We start from the raw sequence: 22188 nt of genomic DNA, 5'->3' as shown, positions 1-22188 counted from the left end.
TGAGTAGACATTATGTTTAAGAAATTTATTTGTTTAACCTTGATGCTATTTTCAGGTGTCACTTTTGCAAATGTGATAATCCCTGAGGTGTCAGAAGGGCATCTTGATGTTAAGAAAAACTTTAGTTCAAAGTATGTTGAGAGCCGTTTTTTAAATATCTGGTTACCACCAGGTTATAGCAACACACGTAAGTATGATGTTTTATATATGCATGATGGTCGAATGTTGTTTGATGCCAAAACAACATGGAATAAACAAGAATGGCAAGTTGATGAAGTTGCAGCGAAGTTAATTCAAAGCGGTAAAGTTAAGCCATTTATTGTTGTTGGCATTCCAAATGCGGTAGAAAATCGTCATAGCGAGTATTTTCCGCAAAAAGTATTTGAAAGTTTAGCAAAGCAAAAACAAGCAAATTTATATGAGTTAGAGAGGTATCCAGGGCAAAAGCTGTTTTACTCTAAGGTTTATTCAGACAACTATGCTCGCTTTGTTGTTGAAGAAGTCATTCCCTTTATTGAGAATAACTATTCAGTAAATAAAGGTTCTGAACATCGGTATATCGCAGGATCAAGCATGGGAGGGCTTATTTCTTGGTATACATTACTTCAATATCCTAATGAGTTTGCCGGCGCAATTTGTATGTCTACGCATTGGCCTGGGGTTTTTACTTATGACAAACAAGTATTTACTGCTTTCAAGCAGTATATTTCTGACAATATTGGCAAACTAACAACACAAAAAGTTTACTTCGATTATTGAGATGGCACATTAGACTCCATGTATCCTGATCTTCAAAAACAAATTGATAATGTATTTATGCAACACGGTTATCCAGCTTCGTTATGGCAGAGTCAATATTTCCCAGGTGCGACGCATGCAGAAGTTGATTGGGCTAAGCGATTGCAAATCCCACTTGAGTTTATGTTCAGAACAAACGCGCAAGCACTGTAATAATTGATTGATTAAAAGAATCGAACTGCTTCTTCTAGGCTAAATGCCTGTATTAAAAGTATTTATAGCACGAAGCTATAACTATGAAGTAAAAACTTAATTACATACCCAATATTTATTGGGCATTGCTTTTGGTAAAAGGAAAAATAATGTTAAAAAAACTAGCCTTATGTGGTTTGTTAGCAATAAGCACGCAAAGTAAAGCGGATGACTATTTGCTTTACTTTATGGGGGGCCAATCAAATATGGAAGGTTTTGGCTTTAATAAAGACTTACCTGCACAGTATGAAAAGCCAGTTGAAAATACCTTATTCTTTTTTGGTAACCCTGTTGCTGATGATGCATTAAATGGTGGCAAAGGTGTTTGGACTAATTTAATGCCTGGTTTTGGAACAGGGGCAAGATCGACAGAGCATTCAATTATTTTATCTGATAGATTTGGCCCTGAATTGAGTTTTGGTAAACGCTTATCTGAGCTAACGGGTAAGAAAATAGCCATTATCAAATATGCGCGTGGTGGCTCATCTATTGCGCTTGGGGCATCTGGTTTTGGTACATGGGGGCAGAACTATGCTGACAACACCAAGATCAACCAATGGGATAACTTTCAAACTACCGTAAGAGCTGCGTTAGCGAACAATGATATAGATGGTGATGGTGTAGCAGATACTTTAGTCCCAGCAGGGATAATTTGGATGCAGGGTGAGGCCGATGCCTATCATGAACAAGCATCTAAGGTTTATTTAGCTAATTTAACAAGCCTGATGAATGATATGAAGATGACTTTTGGCAATAGAGAGTTACCAATCATTCTTGGCAGAATCGAAGACTCTGGTAAAACACCTCAAACACGCATGATGCCATATATAGAGAGTGTATGGGATGCTCAGAAAAAGTACGTTAAATCAGATGCTAATGCTCATTTAGTTGCCTTTGATGAGCCTGTCGAATTCATTGAAGATAAATGGCACTATAAAAGTAATTACTATATAAAACTAGGTAACCTTTTTGCAGAGAAAGCAGCCGAAACATTAGCTAAGTAAGTTTCTTTTAAATATCTAATTAAATAATTAAACCGCCGAATTAACCTCGGCGGTTTTTTGTTTATAATAGGGCCAAATTTCAAATGGAATTTACCATGAATAAGCAAAATTTTATTCTTGTTATATTTATTCTCATTGCTTTACCTGTGTGCTTAATTAAAGCTGAGGCAGCTGAACTTAAACCCTTCACTACAGATGGTTGCAGCTCTTTTCCTGATGGAACGATAGAACACAAAAACTTATGGTTGGCTTGTTGTACAGCGCATGATCTTGCATATTGGCAAGGCGGTACCTTTAAGCAACGTGAGCAAGCTGATATAGATTTAAAAGAATGTGTTGCCAAAGTAGGTGAGCAAGAAATTGCAGTATTGATGCTTGCTGGTGTCAGAGTGGGTGGTACACCTTTTTTGCCTACCAGCTTTCGTTGGGGTTATGGCTGGCCATACCCCAAGTTTTATAGCGAACTCACTGAGCAAGAGCGCTTACAAGTTGAAAGCCGTTTAGCAGAATACGCTAATACTGAACAGTATTAATACTTAATAAAGAGAATGGGCAGAGAGCAACTTATTCGAGTTTTTTATAATTTTTAAAATGGAGTTTGTAGATGATCAAAACAGCCGGGATGTTACTTTTATTATTTGCTCTTAATTCTCAAGCACAAAGCTTTCAATCTAAACTTGTTGAAGCTGCTAAAGAGCGTACTGAACACTTTGTAGTTTATAACGGAAGTTATCGAAAAATAGACTATCCCAATGGTGATGTGCCTAAGAATATAGGTGTATGTACCGACGTGGTTATTCGTACTTACAGAGCTTTAGGAATTGATTTACAAGCGCTTGTACATGAGGATATGCGCGACAACTTTATCTTGTATCCTTCAAAACGAATTTGGGGCTTAACCAAACCAGATACCAATATTGACCATCGCAGGGTACCTAACCTACAAGTGTTTTTTGAAAGACATGGTGAAAGTCATGTTACTAGTAAAACAGCTGCTGACTATCAAGCAGGTGATATTGTGACTTGGGTTCTACCTAATAATAGGCCTCATATAGGTATCGTTACAGATGAACTATCGAAAGATAAATTAAGACCTCTGATTGTTCATAACATAGGCTGGGGTCCTAAAATGGAAGATATGTTATTCACTTACAAAATTACAGGGCATTACCGATATAAACCCTAACATACACACTAAGCTTCAATTAGTTACCACTTTAGTATACATTTAAGGTATTTATGTACCTTTATTGGGTTTGGTCTGATTTTTAACTTAAAGGGACTTATATGAAAAATGTTAGTAAATGCATTGCCAGTATTTTGTTGCTACTTCCGACGACTATTTTTGCTTCTCAAGAAGTTGTGATTGAAAAGTCAGATAAATTTACCGAACTGTCAAAAGGCTTAAAGGTAAGTGTTAGAACTGGCCCTACTAAAAATGCCAAAATTTATGACTTTTCGACAAATAAAATTACCATCACTGATGAGCATGGTGCGCCTTTTCAACGTTACTATTTGCATATTGCCACAGCAGATAAAGAATGGGCCAAGGAAATTATTACGTTTGATGATAGAACAAATGTAATTGACTTAAATGCACTACTTTTTGGTCAATTAATAGACACTTCTGAGCTGAAGAAATTAGACTCAGCGCATGCTTTTTCTTTATATAATCGTCTTGAAAATATTCTCTCGGAAGAATATGGCACATTTGAACAGGTTTACAATGATGGCCTTGCGGACTATTTAAATTATATGTCGATAGACGCCGGTTTTGAGAATTACATAGCAAGAACCGAGGGAGCGGGCGATAAACTCACAGAGTCACTAAAAGAAATAAAGCTGCCACCTCTTGTTGAGCACCAACAATTAATAAGTGAGTTTATTAAGGCTGTAAATCAAAAAGACAAAACATGGTTGTTGGCACAGCAAAGACCTAATTCCTCACAGCGAGACTCGGGAATTTATGCGCGCGGTTTAAACGTGCTGTTTGAGTATTTTGATAGCATAGGTAACCCTACAAAGTTCAATATTACCCGAGAAACAAAAGGTCGCTCCTATGACCTTAATTCTAATACACACTTTATTGTTGAATTGCTTGAGCACAAAGGTCGACGAGATAAAATAGAGATGGAGTTTATGTTTGTAGATTCTTATGGTGGCCGCTTTATTGCTGAATACGATATTACAGGTGTTCGTTTTCGTTAAGTAACGGTTTTAAGTAAAGCAGAAAAGCCGCAGGTTACGAAAACGTGCGGCTTTGATATTTCTTGGTTACAGCCCTGCTTTTTTAGCGCGGGCAGCGTGTAGCTTTTTGTAACTTTCGATTAAACGAAGGTGCCTGTCTAAACCCTCAAGCTTCATGCTGGTTTCTGTTAAACCATAGAACATTACATCGCCGTTAATTGAGCCAACGACTGCATCCATCGTTTCTTGACCAAACATACGGGTGAAGCTATGAATGTAATCTTCAATCTCTAGGTCATCGCTGAGTGCGACTTCTAACGTTGCATGCATTGCTTGGTAGAATAGGCCGCGTTCAACAATGGTATTGTCGTTATACTGTAAGAATGCTTCAACAAGCTCCATTGCTGCTTCTAAATCACCAAGTGCTAGATAAATAAGTAGCTTCAGCTCAAGAATCGTTAACTGACCCCATACTGTGTTTTCATCAAACTCAATGCCGATTAAGGTGATGATATCAATGTAGTTATCTAGTTCACTTTCTTCTAAGCGCTCAACTAAATCAGCAAGTTGATCTTCTGATAAACGATGCAGGTTTAAGATATCTTCACGGAAGTTAAGTGCTTTATTGGTATTGTCCCAAATCAAGTCTTCCACTGGATACACTTCTGAGTAATCAGGCACTAAAATGCGACATGCAGTACCAAGATCTGAGAATTCAGCAATGTAAGCTTCTTTACCTAAACTTTCTAATATACCGAATAAGCTCTCAGTTTCTTCCTCATTGCTACCAGAGAAATCCCACTCTACAAAATCATAATCGTGTTTAGCGCTGAAGAAACGCCATGAGATCACGCCAGTTGAATCAATAAAGTGCTCTACAAAGTTTTCCGGCTCAGAAACTGCCATACTATTGAACGTTGGCTTAGGTACATCGTTTAAGCCTTCAAAGCTTCTGCCTTGTAATAACTCAGTTAAGCTGCGCTCTAACGCAACCTCAAAGCTTGGGTGCGCGCCAAAAGAAGCAAATACACCGCCTGTTTTAGGGTTCATGAGTGTTACGCACATCACAGGGAACTGACCACCTAGCGAGGCATCTTTTACTACAACAGGGAAACCTTGTTCTTCAAGGCCATTAATACCCGCAACAATACCTGGGTATTTATTTAAAACGTCCTCTGGTACGTCTGGTAAAACTATTTCTTGCTCAATGATTTGACGTTTAACGGCACGCTCGAAAATTTCAGATAAACATTGTACTTTTGCCTCAGCAAAATTGTTACCTGCACTCATCCCATTACTTAAGAATAAGTTTTCAATTAGGTTTGAAGGGAAATAAACCGTTTCACCGTCTGAGTGGCGAACATAAGGAATCGAACAAATGCCACGTTCTTTATTACCAGAGTTGGTATCTATTAGGTGTGAGCCACACAGCTCACCGTCTGGATTATAAATTTCGCGGGTATAGTCATCTAAAATGCCCTCAGGTAGAGAGTCATCGTCAGTCAGAGCAAACCACTTTTCATTTGGGTAATGAACAAACTCGCTATTAGCAATGTCTTCACCTAAGAACTGGTCGTTATAGAAGAAGTTACAGTTTAAGCGCTCAATAAATTCGCCTAAAGCTGAGCATAGCGCGCTTTCTTTCGTTGCACCTTTACCATTGGTAAAACACATAGGCGAAGCTGCATCACGAATATGAAGTGACCATACATTTGGCACAATATTACGCCAAGAAGAAATCTCGATTTTCATCCCCAACTCTTCAAGGATGGCCGTCATATTTGCGATGGTTTCTTCAAGCGGTAAGTCTTTACCTAAAATAAAGGTATTACTGTCATCACCGGGTTTTGCCATCAGCATTGCTTGCGCATCAGCTTCGATGCTTTCAACAGTATCGATCTTAAATTCAGGGCCAGTTTGAATAACACGTTTAACTGTACAGCGCTCAACAGAGCGTAAAATACCTGTGCGATCTTTCTCAGAAAGGCTTTCTGGTAACTCAACCTGAATTTGAAAAATTTGGTTATAGCGGTCTTCAGGGTCAACGATATTGTTTTGCGCAACACGAATACCATCTGTCGGGATATCGCGTGAATTACAATACACTTTAATAAAGTAAGCCGCACACAATGCAGAAGATGCTAAGAAGTAATCGAATGGACTTGGTGCAGTGCCATCACCTTTATAGCGAATAGGTTGGTCTGCAATGACAGAGAAATCATCAAACTTGGCTTCAAGTCTGAGGTTGTCGAGAAAATTAACTTTAATTTCCATTAAAAAATTCCACCTTTGTGCGCGTTGTTATCTAAAGCATTGTTAGCCAGATAAGCATTTTCAACATAATAGGTGTAATTATCTGCTTTTTCGAAGTAATAGTCTTGGGTAAATCGAAAAAAAACTAATTTTAATGCAATAAGTGTCTGGTTAGGGAGGGAGTAAGCGATAACAAAGCTGTTATCGCTAAAAATTAAACACTTGAACCACGAATAATTAACCGAGGTGGTAAAAGGGTATTCTCGACATCTTCACCACGAATAAGTTTAAGCAGGTTATCGACCAACATTTGTCCGGCGAGGGTGGTGTCTTGCTGAACAGTGGTAAGTGGTGGGTTTACAAAGCTCGAAACCGCAATATTATCAAAGCCAACAACGTGCACATCATCAGGAACCTTTATTTTTGCTTCTTTCAATGCGCGAATAGCTCCAATCGCAATAAGGTCACTGGCAGCAAATAATGAGTTAAAACGAATGTTATTTGCTAAGAGTGAACGAGTCGCGTGATAGCCTGATTCTTCTGTTGAAATAGCATTTGCCATCTTACGTTCGTTTAAATTAACGCCCTTGGCTAGAAATGCATCTTTAAAGCCTTGGTAGCGAGCAAAAAATTCTGGACTATGCTCAGAAGCATCGCCGATAAATGCACAATCGGTTCTTCCTGTTGCGAGTAAATGTTCAGCCGCTAATTTACCACCGCCGTAGTTATCACAGCTCACAGTTAAATCTGGGCGGTTATCTACACTGGCACCCCAACAGACAAATTTAGTGTGCTGATCTATTAGGGTTTTAAATTTAGGTTGATAATCAAGGTAATCACCATAACCAAGCAGTATTAAGCCATCTGCACGATGGCTGTCTTCGTAATCGGCTTGCCAATCAGAGCTGCTTGACTGAAACGATACCAGTAAGTCGTAGCCTTCTTTTGCACAGGCTCTGGTTATACTACCTAGCATCGCCAAAAAGAAAGGGTTTATTTGTGATTCATCCGAAGTGGGATCTTCAAATAATAACAGGGCGAGGGTGCTACTTTGCTGTGTTCTTAAGTTACTGGCATTTTTATCAACTTTGTAGTTGAGCTGCTTGGCTACCTCATGAACACGTCGACGGGTTTCTTCGTTGACCAAAGGGCTATTTCGCAGCGCGCGAGACACGGTTGACTGCGACACACCCGCATAATGTGCAATGTCAAAAGATGTCGCCTTACCTTTCATATGGTTACCAAATAACAGAACTAGTAATTGCCATTTTCGGCTATTTAATATTTTTTTCAAGCTATTTGTGACAAGCAGCTAGAGTGTGGCTGTTCTGTACACAGTTAGGTATTTTTTATGTGTTTATAAATGCCTTTTCGATACTTAATACGCAGGTTTTCTCATTAAATACGTATGCATGCACAAATAATGAAAATTTTTATTGATCCAAATCTGACACCGGTGTCATAATGTCACTGTTTTATCATTTTGTTGTCAAAACGTATTTGGCTGCCCATTCATTTGGGCAGCATTTTTTTAATACAAAAGATAGCTTCTTTGAGGCAATGACCCAAAGTTTAGCAGACACGGTGGCTTTGCCATTGAAAACTAGAAAAATAAGCGGCAACTAGCTTAGACAAATAGAGAAAACATCATGAACACACAGACAACCACAGAATTCGTTCCTATTCTTGTTGCCGATATCGGCGGCACTAACGCTCGTTTCGCTTTAATCACTGACTTTAATGCACAAACTAACCAGTTTGTTATCGAGCACAATTTAACTTTTCCAAGTGCAGATTTTGGCTCTTTAGAAAGTGCGATTAACCAGTACTTTAGTCAAATTTCGTTTTCAAAGCCAAGCCGTGCATGTTTAGCAGTAGCTGGCCCGATTAAAGCAGGTCAAGTTCACTTAACTAACCTTGGCTGGCACTTTAACGTTGCCGATTTAAAGGCTGAGTTTTCATTTGAGCAACTTGAAGTAATCAACGACTTTGCAGCATTTGCTTATGCGGCACCTTATTTAGATGATTCGCAAAATATGGCTGTTAAAGCAGGTCAGGCGGATGAAAATGCGAATATCGCAGTTATGGGGCCAGGTACAGGTTTTGGTGCTGCGTGTTTAGTTCGCACATCACAAGGCAGCGCTGTTCTTAGCTGCGAAGCGGGGCACATTACCCTTGCAGCTGTCACAGACTTAGACCGTAGGCTGATTACTGAGCTTAAAAAGCAATTAAATCATGTTTCTGTGGAGACTGTGTTCTCAGGCCCTGGTATTGCTCATTTATATGGCGCTATGGCTGCGGTAAAAGGCGTTGAAGCCAAGAATTTAGATGCAGCACAAATTAGCGAGCTTGCAACCACTGGTCAATGCGAAGTCTGTGATGCAACACTCAATCAATTTTGTGATTGGATTGGTAGTGTAGCAGGGGACTTAGCCCTGACATTTGGCGCATTAGGTGGCGTATTTATTGGTGGTGGTATTTTACCTCGTATGCAACAACGTTTATTATCTAGTCGATTTGTTGAACGTTTTGCAGACAAAGGCATTATGTCGCAATATACTTCACAGATCCCTGTTACGCTTGTAACACAAGACAACATTCCATTCATTGGTGCTGCTGCGTGTATACATGTTAAAAGTAACGCGTAAATAGCAGTTGGATGTAGAGCGGATGAAGAAAGTAACCATCAACAGTGTCGCCAGCTATGCCGGTGTATCGAAAAAAACAGTATCTCGCGTGCTTAATAATGAGCCAAACGTGAGTGATGCAACGCGCGAAAAAGTACTTAAAGTATTTAAAGAGCTCGATTACACGCCAAACCCAATCGCTAGGGGTTTAGCACAAAACCGTAGTTTTATTATTGGTTGCTTGTACGATAATCCGAGTAAAAGCTATATTACCCGGGTGCAAACTGGTGCCTTAGCGGCGTGCCATGAACTTAACTACAACTTATTGATCCATCCTTGCGAATTACGCGGTGATGAATTAATTAGTAACATTGAGCAACTAATTCAAACCTCTCGTTTAGACGGCATTGTACTGACCCCACCATTTTCAGATTTTCCTGAACTTGTAAGCTTTTTAAAGTCGAAAAAGATCCCGTATGCTCGTGTCGCCTCTGCGGTACTTGAAGACGACTCTATTTCGGTAAGAAGTAATGACGAACAAGGGGCTTTTGAAATAACAGAGCACCTTATTAAGCTGGGTCATAAAGAAATCGCCTTCATTAAAGGTCACCCTGATCACAGTGCCACAGAGCAGCGTTTTAAAGGTTATCGAAGAGCACTTGCCTCAAATGGAATTGAGTTTGATGAACGCTTAGTTGAAGAAGGTAACTTCAGTTATCACTCTGGTGTTGATAGTGCCCGTACAATTTTAGATTTAAACCCTCGCCCAACAGCAGTATTTGCTTCAAATGATTACATGGCAGCGGCGGTATTAAAGCTTGCTACGCAAATGCAGTTAAGAGTGCCTGATGATATCTCTATTGCAGGGTTTGATAACGCACCAATTGCACGTCATATTTGGCCAGGGTTAACGACCATTGCACAACCAGTGGAAGAAATGACTCAGCAAGCAGTTAAGCAATTGATCACTCATATTGGTGATCCACAAGAGTCGCCTTATCAAGTAACCCTTGAAGCAAAACTCATTACTCGTGAGTCGACAGCAGCAATTAAATAAATTTCATCTTGTTTTTTCACAGTAGCCCGAGAATGAGTGACGCGTTCTCGGGCTTTTTTATTTCAGGCTAAAAAATTTCATGAAAACACTATAAGTTACTGTTTTTAATTAAAACCAACCTCAAAGCTTGTCTTGTCTATACGCCTTTGATAGTGGTGTTCCACATGAATTCTACTCATATTCTACTAAAATAAAATTGTTCATTATTTGGTCATTTAAAAAAATTAAACTAAATTTAACAGATAAGGTTGACACCGGTGTCACAGTCATGAGTTAATACAGTGACACCGGTGTCAGGTTGGTTGTGAGAGACAGCCTGTCAGCGTACCTTTGAACGGGTAAATCAAAGTTGCTCAGTACAATTATTTTCGTGGAGTCTGTAATTGTTACTGAGCCTTTATCCTCTAACTATAGAGATGAGTCGAATTTATATGTTGCATCCTCGTATCCAAGAAGTCACCGAACGCGTTATCGAACGGAGTAAAGAGACCCGCCAAGCTTATTTAGAGCGAATCGCGCACGCAAAAAAACAAACAAGAGTTCGTGCAGGTTTAGGCTGTGGTAATATTGCACACGTTATGGCTGCTTGTAGCAGCGATGACAAAGCTCGCTTAAAAGCAGACGAGCAACCAAACCTAGCTATCATCAACGCTTATAACGACATGCTTTCTGCGCATGTTCCTTACAAAGATTATCCGGAAATCATCAAAAGCCTTGCCACTAAGTTCGATGCTACAGCACAAGTTGCTGGCGGCGTACCAGCTATGTGCGACGGTGTTACTCAAGGCCGTGATGGTATGGAACTATCATTGTTCTCACGTGATGTGATTGCAATGTCTACAGCGGTTTCTTTATCGCATGACGTGTTCGACGGTGTTTTCTGTTTAGGTGTGTGTGACAAGATTGTCCCTGGACTTCTAATAGGTGCCTTATCATTTGGTCATTTACCAACGTATTTCTTACCAGCAGGTCCAATGCAATCGGGTATCCCGAATAAAGAAAAAGCCCGTGTTCGTCAAAAATTTGCACAAGGCTTAGTAAGTCGCGAAGAGCTGTTAGAAGCTGAAAGCGCATCGTATCATAGTGCGGGTACGTGTACTTTCTACGGTACCGCTAACTCGAATCAAATGTTAATGGAAATCATGGGTCTACATTTACCAGGTAGCTCTTTCATTAACCCTTACACAGAACTTCGTGATGGTTTAACAGGTCATGCTGTCGAAACCATGTTAAAGCAGTTAATCGAAACAAAAGATGCTAACAGCCTTGCAGACGTAGTAAGTGAAAAAACAATTATTAATGGTTTAGTTGGCTTGTTATCAACAGGCGGCTCAACAAACCACGCAATCCACCTAGTAGCAATCGCGAAAGCAGCGGGTGTAATCCTTACTTGGAAAGACATGGCTGACTTATCAGAAGTTGTGCCACTTCTTACACGTATTTACCCGAACGGCTCAGCAGATGTAAACCACTTCCAAGCAGCCGGCGGTATGGGCTTTTTAATGAAGCAACTACTGAGCAAAGGTTACTTACATAACGACGTGAAAACGATTGTAGGTGATGGCTTAGAAGCATACACCACAGAGCCAATGCTAGATAAAGATTCATCAGTGATCATGACTAACAGCACAGGCCCAAGCAAAGTTAAATGGGTAGCGTGTCCTGAAAAGTCACATGATGAAGAAGTATTACGTCCGATTGATAACCCGTTTAGCAAGCAGGGTGGTTTACAGCTTCTTACAGGTAACCTTGGCAAAGCCGTTATCAAAGTATCTGCAGTGGCTGAATCTCACCAAGTTGTTTCTGCACCAGCTAAAGTATTTAGCTCACAAGGTGAGTTACAAGAAGCGTATAGCCGCGGTGAGTTAAATACAGACTTTATTGCTGTAATTAAAGAGCAAGGTCCGAAGGCGAAAGGCATGCCTGAGCTTCACAAATTAACGCCAGTAATGGCAACACTACAAGACCAAGGCTACAAAGTGGCGATTGTGACAGACGGTCGTATGTCGGGTGCATCAGGTAAAGTTCCTGCTGCAATCCACTTAGCACCAGAAGCGGTTGAAGGTGGTGTAATCGCAAAAATTCACGAAGGTGACTTAGTGACGCTTGATGCACCAGCGGGTGTATTGAAAGTACACGTAAGCGATGAAGAATTAGCAAAACGTGAATTACAACTTAGCCAACCAAGCCAAACATATGGTACAGGCCGAGAGTTATTCGCAGGTTTCAGAAATATAGTAAGTAGTGCAGACCTTGGCGCAAGTGCCTTTGGTTTAGAATAATAATACGCCGTTACTGGGCTATGAGGAACAAACAATGAGCATTGAGAAAATTTTATCATCGGCACCTGTGGTACCGGTTGTTGTTATCGAAAAACTTGAAGATGCAGCACCACTTGCACGTGCGCTTTATAACGGTGGCTTAAAAGCACTAGAAATTACTTTACGTACGCCGATTGCGGCAGAAGCTGTAAAGCTAATGAAAGAAGCCGTACCAGAAGCATACGTTGGCACAGGTACCGTGGTTGATAAAGCGACATTTAATGCATCTGTTGAAGCCGGTGCTGACTTCATGGTTAGCCCAGGTGTAAACGACGAATTATTAGCACTGGCTAAAGACACTGATATTCCATTTTTACCAGGTGCAGCAACACCAAGTGAAGTAATGAAATTAGCAAGCCATGGCTTTAAGTTCTTAAAGTTCTTCCCTGCAGAAGCAGCGGGTGGCACAGCAATGCTGAAATCAATTGGTGGTCCTTTACCACAAGTAACATTTTGCCCTACAGGCGGTATTAGCCTTGAAACAGCACCTAATTACCTGGCACTTAAAAATGTAATCTGTGTAGGTGGTACTTGGATGTTAGATAAACAACTTATTGAAAACAAAGACTGGCAAGCCATTGAAGCGCTTGCTCGCCAAGCAAGTGAAGTAAAATAATTAACGGGAGATATTAGAATGATTAATGTTGCAATTAATGGCTATGGACGTATCGGTCGTAACGTATTACGTGCCCTTTATGAGTCAGCTCAAAACAACGAAATCAAAATCGTTGCAATCAACGATTTAGCACCAGCAAATGTTAACGCGCATTTAACTCAATTTGACTCAGTACACGGTCAATTTTCTCAAAAAGTAACACTTGCTGAAAACACTATGCTAATTGGTAATGACGAAATTACCCTTACGCAAGAGCGTGATCCTGCAAACTTACCTTGGAAAGCACTAAACGTAGATATCGTTTTAGAATGTACTGGTTTATTCACTTCACGTGACGCAGCGGCTAAACACATTGAAGCGGGTGCTAAAAAAGTTATTGTTTCTGCACCTGGTACTGACATGGATGCAACAGTTGTTCACGGTGTTAACAGCGAAGTATTAAACGCTGACAGCAACATCATTTCAAATGCATCTTGTACAACAAACTGTTTAGCACCGATTGCAAAAGCAATCAACGACACAGTCGGTATCGAGCAAGGTAGCATGACAACAATTCATGCTTACACAAACGATCAAAACTTATCTGACGTTTATCACCCAGACTTATACCGTGCACGTAGCGCAACTCAGTCAATGATCCCAACGAAAACAGGTGCAGCTAAAGCAGTTGGTTTAGTACTTCCTGAACTTGCGGGTAAACTTGACGGCATGGCAGTACGTGTACCAACAATCAACGTTTCTTTAGTAGACTTAACGTTTGTTGCTAAGCGCGAAACAACTGCAGCAGAAATCAACGAAGTAGTTAAAGCTGCATCAGAAGGTGCAATGCAAGGTATTCTTGAATACAACGAACTACCACTTGTTTCTATCGACTTTAACCACAACCCAGCGTCTTCAATCTTCGATTCTACCCAAACTAAAGTAGATGGTAAGCTTGTTAAAGTGATGGCTTGGTACGATAACGAGTGGGGTTTCTCAAACCGCATGTTAGACCAAGTTAAAGCGCTAGGTCAGTTCTTATAATAGAACAGTAAAAGTTTAAGCTTTATCCAACAAAGCCACGTTTATCGTGGCTTTTTTGGTTTTAAAAAATACGCCTTAAATGTCAGCTTCATTTTTATGCGTTATTTTTCTGATTTTTGAGTAACTTTTTATATAGGAAAAAAACTATAACTGAAAGAAATATAAATGAAGGAAGTACATAAATAAAAAGCAAAGGAGCATTTTCTACTCTTTGTTCTTCATTCATAAATGGAATAGAGAGTTTCTTATAAGCTTCTAAAAACAACATGAAATTCGCGAATGCGCTAACTAAAATAAGACTTATATTCAAAATATATGACTTAGCCTTTGACATAGTTATTTAATCTCCCAAAACCAAATATCTTTGCTGTTGTTAAGATCTGATACTACACCAAAGAATTCATATATTGATCTTGTCAGCATACCACCACTAGTAATTTGATCTTCATTCCAAAGATCGATGTGGTCTCCACTACGGTTAGTAACAGACTCACTGCCTCGTTGCCAATAATCTTTAAAAAATATAATTCCAGTTTTACCATCTAGGTCATCTTGGAAAGTTTTTGGATTAATTTTTTGTAGATCACCTAACCAACTAAAGTTTGAAGTTTTAAGCCAACTGGCCATTTCTTCTGCTAAAAGAATATGTTTCATGCCCGCGTGTCCCCAGCATTTCTTAACTTTAGCTCCTGCAGTTGATACGCCAGATTTAATTAATGCGTCACTTAAGTTAATAGCGCAATAGTTTCCAAATGGGGAAGAGCTATTAGTTTGCTTATTTTGACATCTTGCTCTGATCAGTTCTTTTTCAGGAAAGTTTTCCCATAAATCATTAAATTGTAACATTTTATATCCTTATAATAGAGATGGTCTTGATTGTAAGTATCTTCAAAGGTTTGAACAAAATCGACTAAAGTTCATTTTTTGTAATTAATTACTATCGAGTATGGTACTTCAATAATTGCTGCTAAAACTCTAAGTTAATCAGCCGAATTGTTTGGTAAATCGCAAGATAGGTTATCTTTTAAGAAAGTAGACATTTTTATTCCTTTAAAAATAATTTACTTGTGCAGGTTAGTTTGTTCCTCATTTTAAGTCAATGAGGATTCGTTTGTATTTTAGTTGGCTACTTACATTTGATTCTATCGATACTTGCTAGCAAACACTCACGCTGTTTTATAATGTCTTACTTTACAATATTTGTTCCTAAATTCTTCTGTGTTATGCTGCAAAAAATTGATAAATGGATTTTTATATCATGACACGTCTTTATCATCGGCTATTTAGAGCTGAGCAGTTTCAAGTGGGTGAAGGGAATATTAGCGGTTATATTGCTTGTTTCTTAGCGGTGTTATCCTGTTTAGGGGTATTAGCTTTTCATTTTCCAGAGTACTTAACGACCCCAGAGCTCAGGCAAAACTACAGTGTTGAGTTTTTACGTCAGCTAATGTTTGTGGCATTAATTATTTCGGGCAGTTTAGGGCTTTTGAATTTTGTTCGTAATACTAATAAACGGCTGGGTGCAACGGCTTGGGTATTTATAGTTGTGGCAATTGCATTTGGCGGTCCGAATGTTGAAGTGGGCGACTTTAAAGATAACACGCCGTACTTGGGGCTGGATTGGTTCATTCTTGACTTACTTGGCTCCACACTGATTTTTATTCTAATTGAGAAGCTACTGCCGCACCGTAAAGAACAAAAAATTCTCCGCTCTGAGTGGCAGGGTGATTTAAATCATTTCTTTGTTAATCACTTAATTATTGGTTTTGTGTTGCTGGCAACCAATCAGTTCGTGCATCATGCTTTTGGCTGGGCTGTGTCTGATACAGTGCAAGGCTTTATTATTCAACTGCCATTTTTACTCCAATTATTTTTAATCATTTTAGTTGCTGATTTAATGCAGTACTTTGTGCATAGGGCTTATCACGAAGTGCCCCTGCTTTGGCGTTTTCATGCCGTGCATCACAGTGCAAAAGAGATGGATTGGCTTGCTGGCTCTCGTCAACATATTTTAGAAATACTCGTGACGCGCAGCTTAGTGCTTACGCCAATTTTTGTGCTCGGCTTTCCATCGGATGTCATTAGCTTATATGTCATTATTGTTGGCTTTCAGGCTGTGTTTAACCACGCTAATGTTCGGGTAAAATTTGGATGGTTAAAGTATTTGCTGGTTACCCCTCAGTTTCATCATTGGCATCATTCATCTGATAAAGCGGCCATTGACCGTAACTATGCAGCGCATTTTTCTTTTTTAGATTATCTATTTGGCACCGCTGTGAAAGGTCAAGCAGAGTGGCCCGATAAATATGGTGTGGTTGGCGATTACATGCCCGAAGGTATGTTAAAGCAGCAGGTGTTCCCGTTTAAAAAGCAAAAATAAAGCCTCATAGAGGCTTTATTTTTTATTACCTATACTCATAATCGCGAAACTAGCTCAGAAAGGCGAGGGCGTTTGTCTGAGTTGAGTACCAAGCACTCTTGAGCTATGTTAGAAAGTATCTTAGTAATGTCGTTTTGTTCACTCACTACGGTCAGTAAATCATTGATGAAATAACCAAGGGCGCGCACTTCAATGCCTTCTAATAGCTGCTGTTGATCAGGCGTCAGCATTGATAAGTCAGTTGCAGCACCAAAGTCACCAAATAATAACTCGCCCTGTGAATTGATCATGCTGTTATGGGCATAAATGTCACCATGGCTTACTTGCTTTTGATGCAAATGGGCGAGGGTACTTGCCATTTGCTTGACGATTTTTAGCACCATTTCTGGCGAATACTGGCAGTTGTCTTCGAATGTGTCTCGGGTACAAGTTGCAAGGGAGGGCGGCAAACCAAGATTACTAAACTCTTTACTGATAAGCTCCATCACTAAACCAAGTTGTGACTCTTCATCGACATAGCCCAATGCTTTAATGAGATTTGGATGCTCACTTGCTTTTAAACAACAATTTAGCTCATCGAGTGGATAGCCATCACTGGTGATCTCGCCTTTAAATAACTTAAGGGCAACAGGACGTTGATGCCAGTTGGCCAAATGAATAACCCCAGATGCGCCTTGGCCTATCTGCTTCTTAATATCGATTTCATTCAGTGCTATTTTGCTAAACTGCTCACAGTGTAAGCTAGTTGAGCGATTTAAATCGTTCCCAGAGAAGGCAAGCCAAGCAAGTTTCGGTAAAGCTAAAAGCCAATCTTCAACTTTTGTAAGTTTATTGGCACTTAAACGGATTAGCTCAAGCTCTTTACAATTAGCCATTGAAGCTGGCAAATGTGTTAACTGATTACCTGCCAGTGCGAGCTTTTTAAGTTTGCTGTACTCACCAAATGTATCAGGTAAAACAGGAATTTGATTATCAGTTAAGATCAGCCATTCAATCTTCGTTGGTAAACAGTGCGCTTTAAATTCAGTAATTTGATTACCTTTAAATGCCACCATGATTAAGTTTGGGCATTCTCTTAGCACGTCTGGAATATGTTTAAACTGATTAAATGATAAAAACAGCCGTTTGAGATTTTTTAATTTGTAAAAATCGTCAGGTAAATCACTTAGTTGATTATTAGATAAATCGAGGATTTCTAACGTATCGGCTAGGGTATAAATTTCTTTTGGGAATTCGGTTAGTTCTGCAACAAGCTGAAGCCGTGTACAACCTTGTAGAGAACCGGCTTTTAACTCTTCGAGGGTATTCAATGTTGATTCCTTTGGGCTAAAAGGTAAAAGGCCAACTTGGTTGGCCTTTTTAATTAAAACTGTGCGTTATGGTAAACGTTTTGTACGTCGTCACAGTCTTCTAGCATGGCTAAAAAGCGTTCCATGACTTCAACGTCTTCACCTTCAATGGGTGCTTCTACTTGCGGCACAAAAGCAATTAGATCTTCGTGGAAATCAGTAACTCCCATTTCTTCAAGTGCTGTACGGGTGTTGTTGTATTCAGTGTGTGGCGCGAATACCGTCACTTTACCGTCTTCAACTTCTACATCCGTTACATCTACATCAGCCATCATTAGCGCTTCTAAAACAGCTTCGTCATCATCACCATCAAAGACAAAAATAGCGAGGTGATCAAATAAGTGTGATACTGAGTTTTGCGCGCCAATTTTTGCATTTGCTTTAGTAAAACAAACACGTACGTCAGCGAATGTACGTTTGTTGTTGTCGGTTAAACAGTCAACAATGATCATACAGTTACCCGGGCCGTAACCTTCATAGCGAGTTGCTACATAATCTTCGCCGCCACCGCCTTTGGCTTTATCGATTGCACGCTCAATTACATGCGTAGGTACTTGGTCTTTCTTTGCACGCTCAATTAAGCGACGAAGCGCTAAGTTGCCATCGGGATCAACACCACCATTCTTAGCGCAGATATAAATTTCTTTTCCGTACTTTGAATAAACTTTGGTTTTTGCACCCGCAGTTTTTGCCATTGAGTCTTTTTTGTTTTGATAAGCTCTGCCCATCTGCGTGTTGCCTTTTTGTTATAGATAAAAATAAAGCGGTTATTCTAATCATTTAACCTACTAGTTAACAGTGTTTATTCTTCGCTTTGCTGTAACTGCCACATTCGTGCGTATTCACCATTCGCTGCAAGCAGTTGATGGTGCTGACCTTGCTCAACAACCTGTCCTTGTTTCATAACAATAATTTTGTCTGCGTCAGTAATTGTTGATAAACGATGTGCAATAACCAAGCTGGTATGACTTTGTGCGACTTCACGCATCGCGCTGAGAATGGCTTGCTCTGAATGCGAATCTAGCGCCGATGTTGCCTCATCAAATAATAAAATGGGTGAACCTTTTAAAATGGCTCTAGCAATTGCAATGCGCTGCTTTTCACCGCCCGACACTTTTAAACCGCGCTCACCAACAAGGGTTTTATCGCCTTTATCTAGGCTGGCAATAAATCCATCTAAATGGGCAAGGCTTATGGCTTTATCAATTTCATCTTCGCTTGCCGTTGGATTTCCGTAAGCGATGTTTTCGCGAATGCTGGTGTTAAATAGCACGGTATCTTGCGGTACGATGGCAATAGCTTGGCGCAAACTTTCAAGTGTCACTGTGTTGATTGCTTGCTCATCGATATAAATTTTACCCGCATCCACATCATAAAAACGGTAGAGCAGGCGGCTTAGAGTGCTTTTACCTGCGCCACTGGCACCCACAATCGCCACTTTGCTGCCAGAAGTAACCTCAAAGCTTAAGTTATTTAAAATTGGCCTTTGTTTGTCGTAACTAAACGACACATTTTCAAATCGAATAGCTGCTTTAGTTGCTTTTAATGGTTTTGCATCTTTGACATCACAAATGGCGGCTTTGCGATTTAACAGCCCCAGCATTTTTTCAAGGTCGGTCAGCGCACGGCGTATCTCACGATAAACAAAACCTAAAAAGTTAAGTGGTAAAAATAACTGGATCATATAAGCATTGATCATCACAAGCTCACCTATTGTCAGCTCTTTATTGACCACTGAGCTGGCACCGAGCCACATTAGCGCTGTTATAGCCGCGGCGATGATAAGTGCTTGCCCTGAATTAAGTGCCAGTAACGATAAACGATTTTTAAGCCTCGCTTGCTCCCATTTAGCTAAAAAGCCGTCGTAGGTGCTCGCTTCATACTGTTCATTGTTGAAGTACTTAACGGTTTCGTAATTTAGTAAGCTGTCGATTGCACGGGTGTTTGAGTTGTTATCGGCAGCATTTGCTTCACGAATAAATCGGTTACGCCACTGAGTTACTATCACAGTAAAAGCAATGTAAGTAGTGACGGCAATTAATGTGACCAGTGCAAACCACGGTGAAAACAAGGTCGCAAAAATAATCGCTACAGTGATTATTTCAAATAGGGTTGGCACGATGTTAAACATCAAAAAGCGCATTAAAAAGCTGAGGCCACTTGTACCACGCTCTATATCGCGACTGATACCACCTGTTTGCCTATCCAGGTGAAAAGCAAGCTCTAAACTATGCAAGTGTTTAAAAACTTTTAGGCCAATATGGCGCATAGCGTGCTCTGTAACACGGCCAAATAATGCATCGCGTACTTCACCAAAAAATACACTGGCAAAGCGCAGTAAACCATAGGCGATCAGCAAGGCAATAGGAACACTTAATAGCGGGTTGATACTCGCATCAACCGCGTCAATTATTTCTTTTAGTGCCCAAGGCATCAGCAATGTGGCGCCTTTTGCAGCAATAAGCGCTAAGACGGCTAAAATAACGCGGCCTTTAAAGGTCATTAAATAGGGCCAAAGTGTTTTGATGCTTTGTGAAAGGTTCATTGCATCAGGCGATCTCGTTACCTGTTCTTTGCGGCTCATTCCACGCATTGGGCTCTCTTGAATCAATTTGATAAAAATAGGCAAAAGCTTTCGTGTTTTAGGCAAGTGTACTTTGCTAAATTACCTCTATACTGAGTGCAGTATACACCAGCGCATTAGCAAATTAGTTAAATGCATGAGTTAAACACGAAGAAAATTAAGGAGTAAGCATGAAAACTGTCGGTTATGCAGCACATGATTCTGAAAAACCATTAGAGCCGTATCATTTTGAACGCCGTGCACTTCGTGATGAAGATGTATCAATTGAAATTCTGTATTGTGGCGTGTGCCATTCTGACTTACACACGGCAGAAAACGACTGGGGCTGGACTCAGTACCCAGTGGTACCAGGCCATGAAATCGTTGGTCGTGTTCTTGAAGTAGGTAGCGGCGTTACTAAATACAAAGTGGGCGATAATGTTGCTGTGGGTTGTATGGTTGATAGCTGTTTAAGCTGTGACCAGTGTCATCACGGTGAAGAGCAGTTTTGTCGCGAAGGGATGGTAGGGACCTACTCAGGACAAGACCGTATTAGTGGTGAACTCACTCAAGGTGGTTATTCAAAACACATTGTGGTGCGTGAAGAGTTTGTATTGAGTGTGCCAGAAGGCTTAGACCTTGCTAAGTGTGCGCCAATTCTATGTGCGGGTATCACAACGTATTCGCCATTACGTACGTGGAATGTCGGCCCTGGTAGCCGTGTTGGTGTGATTGGTTTAGGTGGTTTAGGCCACATGGCAATTAAAATCGCAGCTGCAATGGGCGCAAATGTTACAGCTATTAGCCGCAGTGATAAGAAAAAACAGCAGGTTTTATCTTATGGCGCAAAAGATTTATTGGTATCGAGCGATGAAGATGCCATGCAAGCGCATGCTAATCAATTTGATGTGATCATTAATACCATTCCGGTAAAACACGACTTTACGCCGTATATTCCGCTTTTAGATATTGATGGTACGCAAGTATTGGTTGGTCAAGTAGGTGAGCTTGCTGAGTCTAACTCAGTGCCGTTATTAATGGGGCGTCGCCGTGTTGCTGGCTCATTAATTGGCGGTATAGCGCAAACCCAAGAGATCCTCGATTTCTGTGCGTTACATAATATTCTGCCAGAAGTTGAAATGATCAAAATGGACCAAATTAACGACGCATTCGATAAATTAAAGCAAGGTGATATGGCCTCACGCTTTGTTATCGACATGTCATCATTAGAAGTTTAACAAAGTTAAATAACTAAGCGGGCCTAATTAGGCCCGCTTTTTGTTTTAGTCACTTTTATTTAAGTAATACCTTGTGTTTTATTTTTTTACCCTCATTATATCCCTGTCATCCGCTTAATTTATTGGTCAGTTCTTGTTACGGTTTTTCTCAGTCATTATCTTGCTCTTTACTGTGTTCTTTAGTGCACAGAGCATGGCTATGCCTGACACTCAGTCACACTTTTCTGCAACTAAATTGTTCCAAGTCGAGCTGACTAAAACACCAGTTATTTCCCAAACTCATACAGCTGAGCATCCTAAACCGGATGAACCATCGGGGTTTGATACCCTTATGCCGCGTTTAACTGCCAGTAATTCATCATTATTTCTTTATCATAGTCAGGTTGATCCTGATTACGAACTATTAATTGAATTCTTTGCTGAAGATTGGGGGAAAGAGCACTTTTTAGCGCCGCCAGGTGCTGTGCGTGTGATCCCATGGTTTGCATTAGCCACTCAACGTAAATCCCGCATTAGTAGCTGGAAAGACGCTAATCTCTTGTACAAAGCCAATACGACCTACCATAGCTAAACGACTTCC

General features: G+C 40.2%; 20 protein-coding genes. 14 read left to right on the top strand and 6 right to left on the bottom strand.

Going from position 1 to position 22188, the window contains the following annotated elements:
* Window positions 1-12 precede the first annotated feature (12 nt).
* From BIZ38_RS00610 to BIZ38_RS00590, 6 genes are all read left to right on the top strand, one after another.
* Window positions 13-759, top strand: coding sequence for an alpha/beta hydrolase (locus tag BIZ38_RS00610; protein WP_262387535.1), 747 nt, complete (start codon window positions 13-15; stop codon window positions 757-759).
* Window positions 760-777: 18 nt separating this feature from the next.
* Window positions 778-951 (top strand): hypothetical protein, encoded by a 174-nt coding sequence (locus tag BIZ38_RS21735; RefSeq protein WP_262387534.1) that lies wholly within the window; start codon window positions 778-780, stop codon window positions 949-951.
* 149 nt (window positions 952-1100) lie between these two features.
* A complete protein-coding gene (locus tag BIZ38_RS00605) occupies window positions 1101-1994 on the top strand; it encodes a sialate O-acetylesterase (protein WP_187489276.1) in 894 nt (297 codons plus the stop codon).
* Between the two features lie 95 nt (window positions 1995-2089).
* The gene (locus BIZ38_RS00600) at window positions 2090-2527 is read left to right on the top strand and encodes a hypothetical protein (protein ID WP_222937979.1); all 438 of its coding nucleotides are present in this window, start codon (window positions 2090-2092) and stop codon (window positions 2525-2527) included.
* 71 nt (window positions 2528-2598) lie between these two features.
* Entirely contained in the window at window positions 2599-3180 is a 582-nt protein-coding gene (locus BIZ38_RS00595; RefSeq protein ID WP_187489275.1) for a DUF1287 domain-containing protein, read from the top strand.
* Between the two features lie 101 nt (window positions 3181-3281).
* Window positions 3282-4202 (top strand): hypothetical protein, encoded by a 921-nt coding sequence (locus BIZ38_RS00590; RefSeq protein WP_138615885.1) that lies wholly within the window; start codon window positions 3282-3284, stop codon window positions 4200-4202.
* Between the two features lie 66 nt (window positions 4203-4268).
* On the opposite strand, the gene BIZ38_RS00585 is transcribed toward BIZ38_RS00590, so the two are convergent.
* A complete protein-coding gene (locus BIZ38_RS00585; RefSeq protein ID WP_187489274.1) occupies window positions 4269-6455 on the bottom strand; it encodes an OsmC domain/YcaO domain-containing protein in 2187 nt (728 codons plus the stop codon).
* Between the two features lie 193 nt (window positions 6456-6648).
* Complete coding sequence (locus BIZ38_RS00580; protein WP_054551443.1) at window positions 6649-7668, bottom strand: LacI family DNA-binding transcriptional regulator; 1020 nt, start codon at window positions 7666-7668, stop codon at window positions 6649-6651.
* 415 nt (window positions 7669-8083) lie between these two features.
* Between BIZ38_RS00580 and glk the strand changes: the two genes are divergently transcribed.
* From glk to gap, 5 genes are all read left to right on the top strand, one after another.
* Window positions 8084-9082: a glucokinase gene (gene glk, locus BIZ38_RS00575; protein WP_138615881.1), complete on the top strand. Its 999-nt coding sequence runs from the start codon at window positions 8084-8086 to the stop codon at window positions 9080-9082.
* 22 nt (window positions 9083-9104) lie between these two features.
* Entirely contained in the window at window positions 9105-10118 is a 1014-nt protein-coding gene (locus BIZ38_RS00570; protein WP_054551441.1) for a LacI family DNA-binding transcriptional regulator, read from the top strand.
* 431 nt (window positions 10119-10549) lie between these two features.
* Window positions 10550-12400 (top strand): phosphogluconate dehydratase, encoded by a 1851-nt coding sequence (gene edd / locus BIZ38_RS00565; protein WP_138600580.1) that lies wholly within the window; start codon window positions 10550-10552, stop codon window positions 12398-12400.
* 34 nt (window positions 12401-12434) lie between these two features.
* The gene (locus tag BIZ38_RS00560) at window positions 12435-13055 is read left to right on the top strand and encodes a bifunctional 4-hydroxy-2-oxoglutarate aldolase/2-dehydro-3-deoxy-phosphogluconate aldolase (RefSeq protein ID WP_054551439.1); all 621 of its coding nucleotides are present in this window, start codon (window positions 12435-12437) and stop codon (window positions 13053-13055) included.
* Between the two features lie 18 nt (window positions 13056-13073).
* A complete protein-coding gene (gene gap / locus BIZ38_RS00555) occupies window positions 13074-14078 on the top strand; it encodes a type I glyceraldehyde-3-phosphate dehydrogenase (RefSeq protein ID WP_054551438.1) in 1005 nt (334 codons plus the stop codon).
* A 336-nt stretch (window positions 14079-14414) separates the two neighbouring features.
* On the opposite strand, the gene BIZ38_RS00550 is transcribed toward gap, so the two are convergent.
* Window positions 14415-14924 carry a type VI secretion system amidase effector protein Tae4 gene (locus BIZ38_RS00550; RefSeq protein ID WP_138615879.1) on the bottom strand — a complete coding sequence of 170 codons (510 nt, stop codon included), beginning with the start codon at window positions 14922-14924 and terminating at the stop codon, window positions 14415-14417.
* Window positions 14925-15336: 412 nt separating this feature from the next.
* Here BIZ38_RS00550 and BIZ38_RS00545 point away from each other — a divergent pair, with 412 nt between their 5' ends.
* Window positions 15337-16458 carry a sterol desaturase family protein gene (locus tag BIZ38_RS00545; RefSeq protein WP_062564589.1) on the top strand — a complete coding sequence of 374 codons (1122 nt, stop codon included), beginning with the start codon at window positions 15337-15339 and terminating at the stop codon, window positions 16456-16458.
* Between the two features lie 35 nt (window positions 16459-16493).
* Here BIZ38_RS00545 and BIZ38_RS00540 read toward each other — a convergent pair whose 3' ends face one another.
* From BIZ38_RS00540 to BIZ38_RS00530, 3 genes are all read right to left on the bottom strand, one after another.
* The gene (locus BIZ38_RS00540) at window positions 16494-17768 is read right to left on the bottom strand and encodes a protein kinase (RefSeq protein WP_187489273.1); all 1275 of its coding nucleotides are present in this window, start codon (window positions 17766-17768) and stop codon (window positions 16494-16496) included.
* A 53-nt stretch (window positions 17769-17821) separates the two neighbouring features.
* Window positions 17822-18535: a YebC/PmpR family DNA-binding transcriptional regulator gene (locus BIZ38_RS00535; protein WP_135924910.1), complete on the bottom strand. Its 714-nt coding sequence runs from the start codon at window positions 18533-18535 to the stop codon at window positions 17822-17824.
* A 74-nt stretch (window positions 18536-18609) separates the two neighbouring features.
* On the bottom strand, window positions 18610-20352 hold the full coding sequence (locus tag BIZ38_RS00530) for an ABCB family ABC transporter ATP-binding protein/permease (protein ID WP_187489343.1): 1743 nt from the start codon (window positions 20350-20352) through the stop codon (window positions 18610-18612).
* A gap of 209 nt (window positions 20353-20561) precedes the next feature.
* Between BIZ38_RS00530 and BIZ38_RS00525 the strand changes: the two genes are divergently transcribed.
* Window positions 20562-21608 carry an NAD(P)-dependent alcohol dehydrogenase gene (locus BIZ38_RS00525; protein ID WP_054551433.1) on the top strand — a complete coding sequence of 349 codons (1047 nt, stop codon included), beginning with the start codon at window positions 20562-20564 and terminating at the stop codon, window positions 21606-21608.
* Between the two features lie 193 nt (window positions 21609-21801).
* Entirely contained in the window at window positions 21802-22179 is a 378-nt protein-coding gene (locus tag BIZ38_RS00520) for a hypothetical protein (RefSeq protein WP_187489272.1), read from the top strand.
* The last annotated feature ends 9 nt before the right edge of the window (window positions 22180-22188 follow it).

The organism is Pseudoalteromonas sp. BZK2 (genome assembly GCF_014349195.1).
Lineage (GTDB): Bacteria > Pseudomonadota > Gammaproteobacteria > Enterobacterales > Alteromonadaceae > Pseudoalteromonas > Pseudoalteromonas simplex.
Note: the sequence above shows the minus strand (reverse complement) of the source record. Positions and strands in the feature narration are given on the sequence as shown.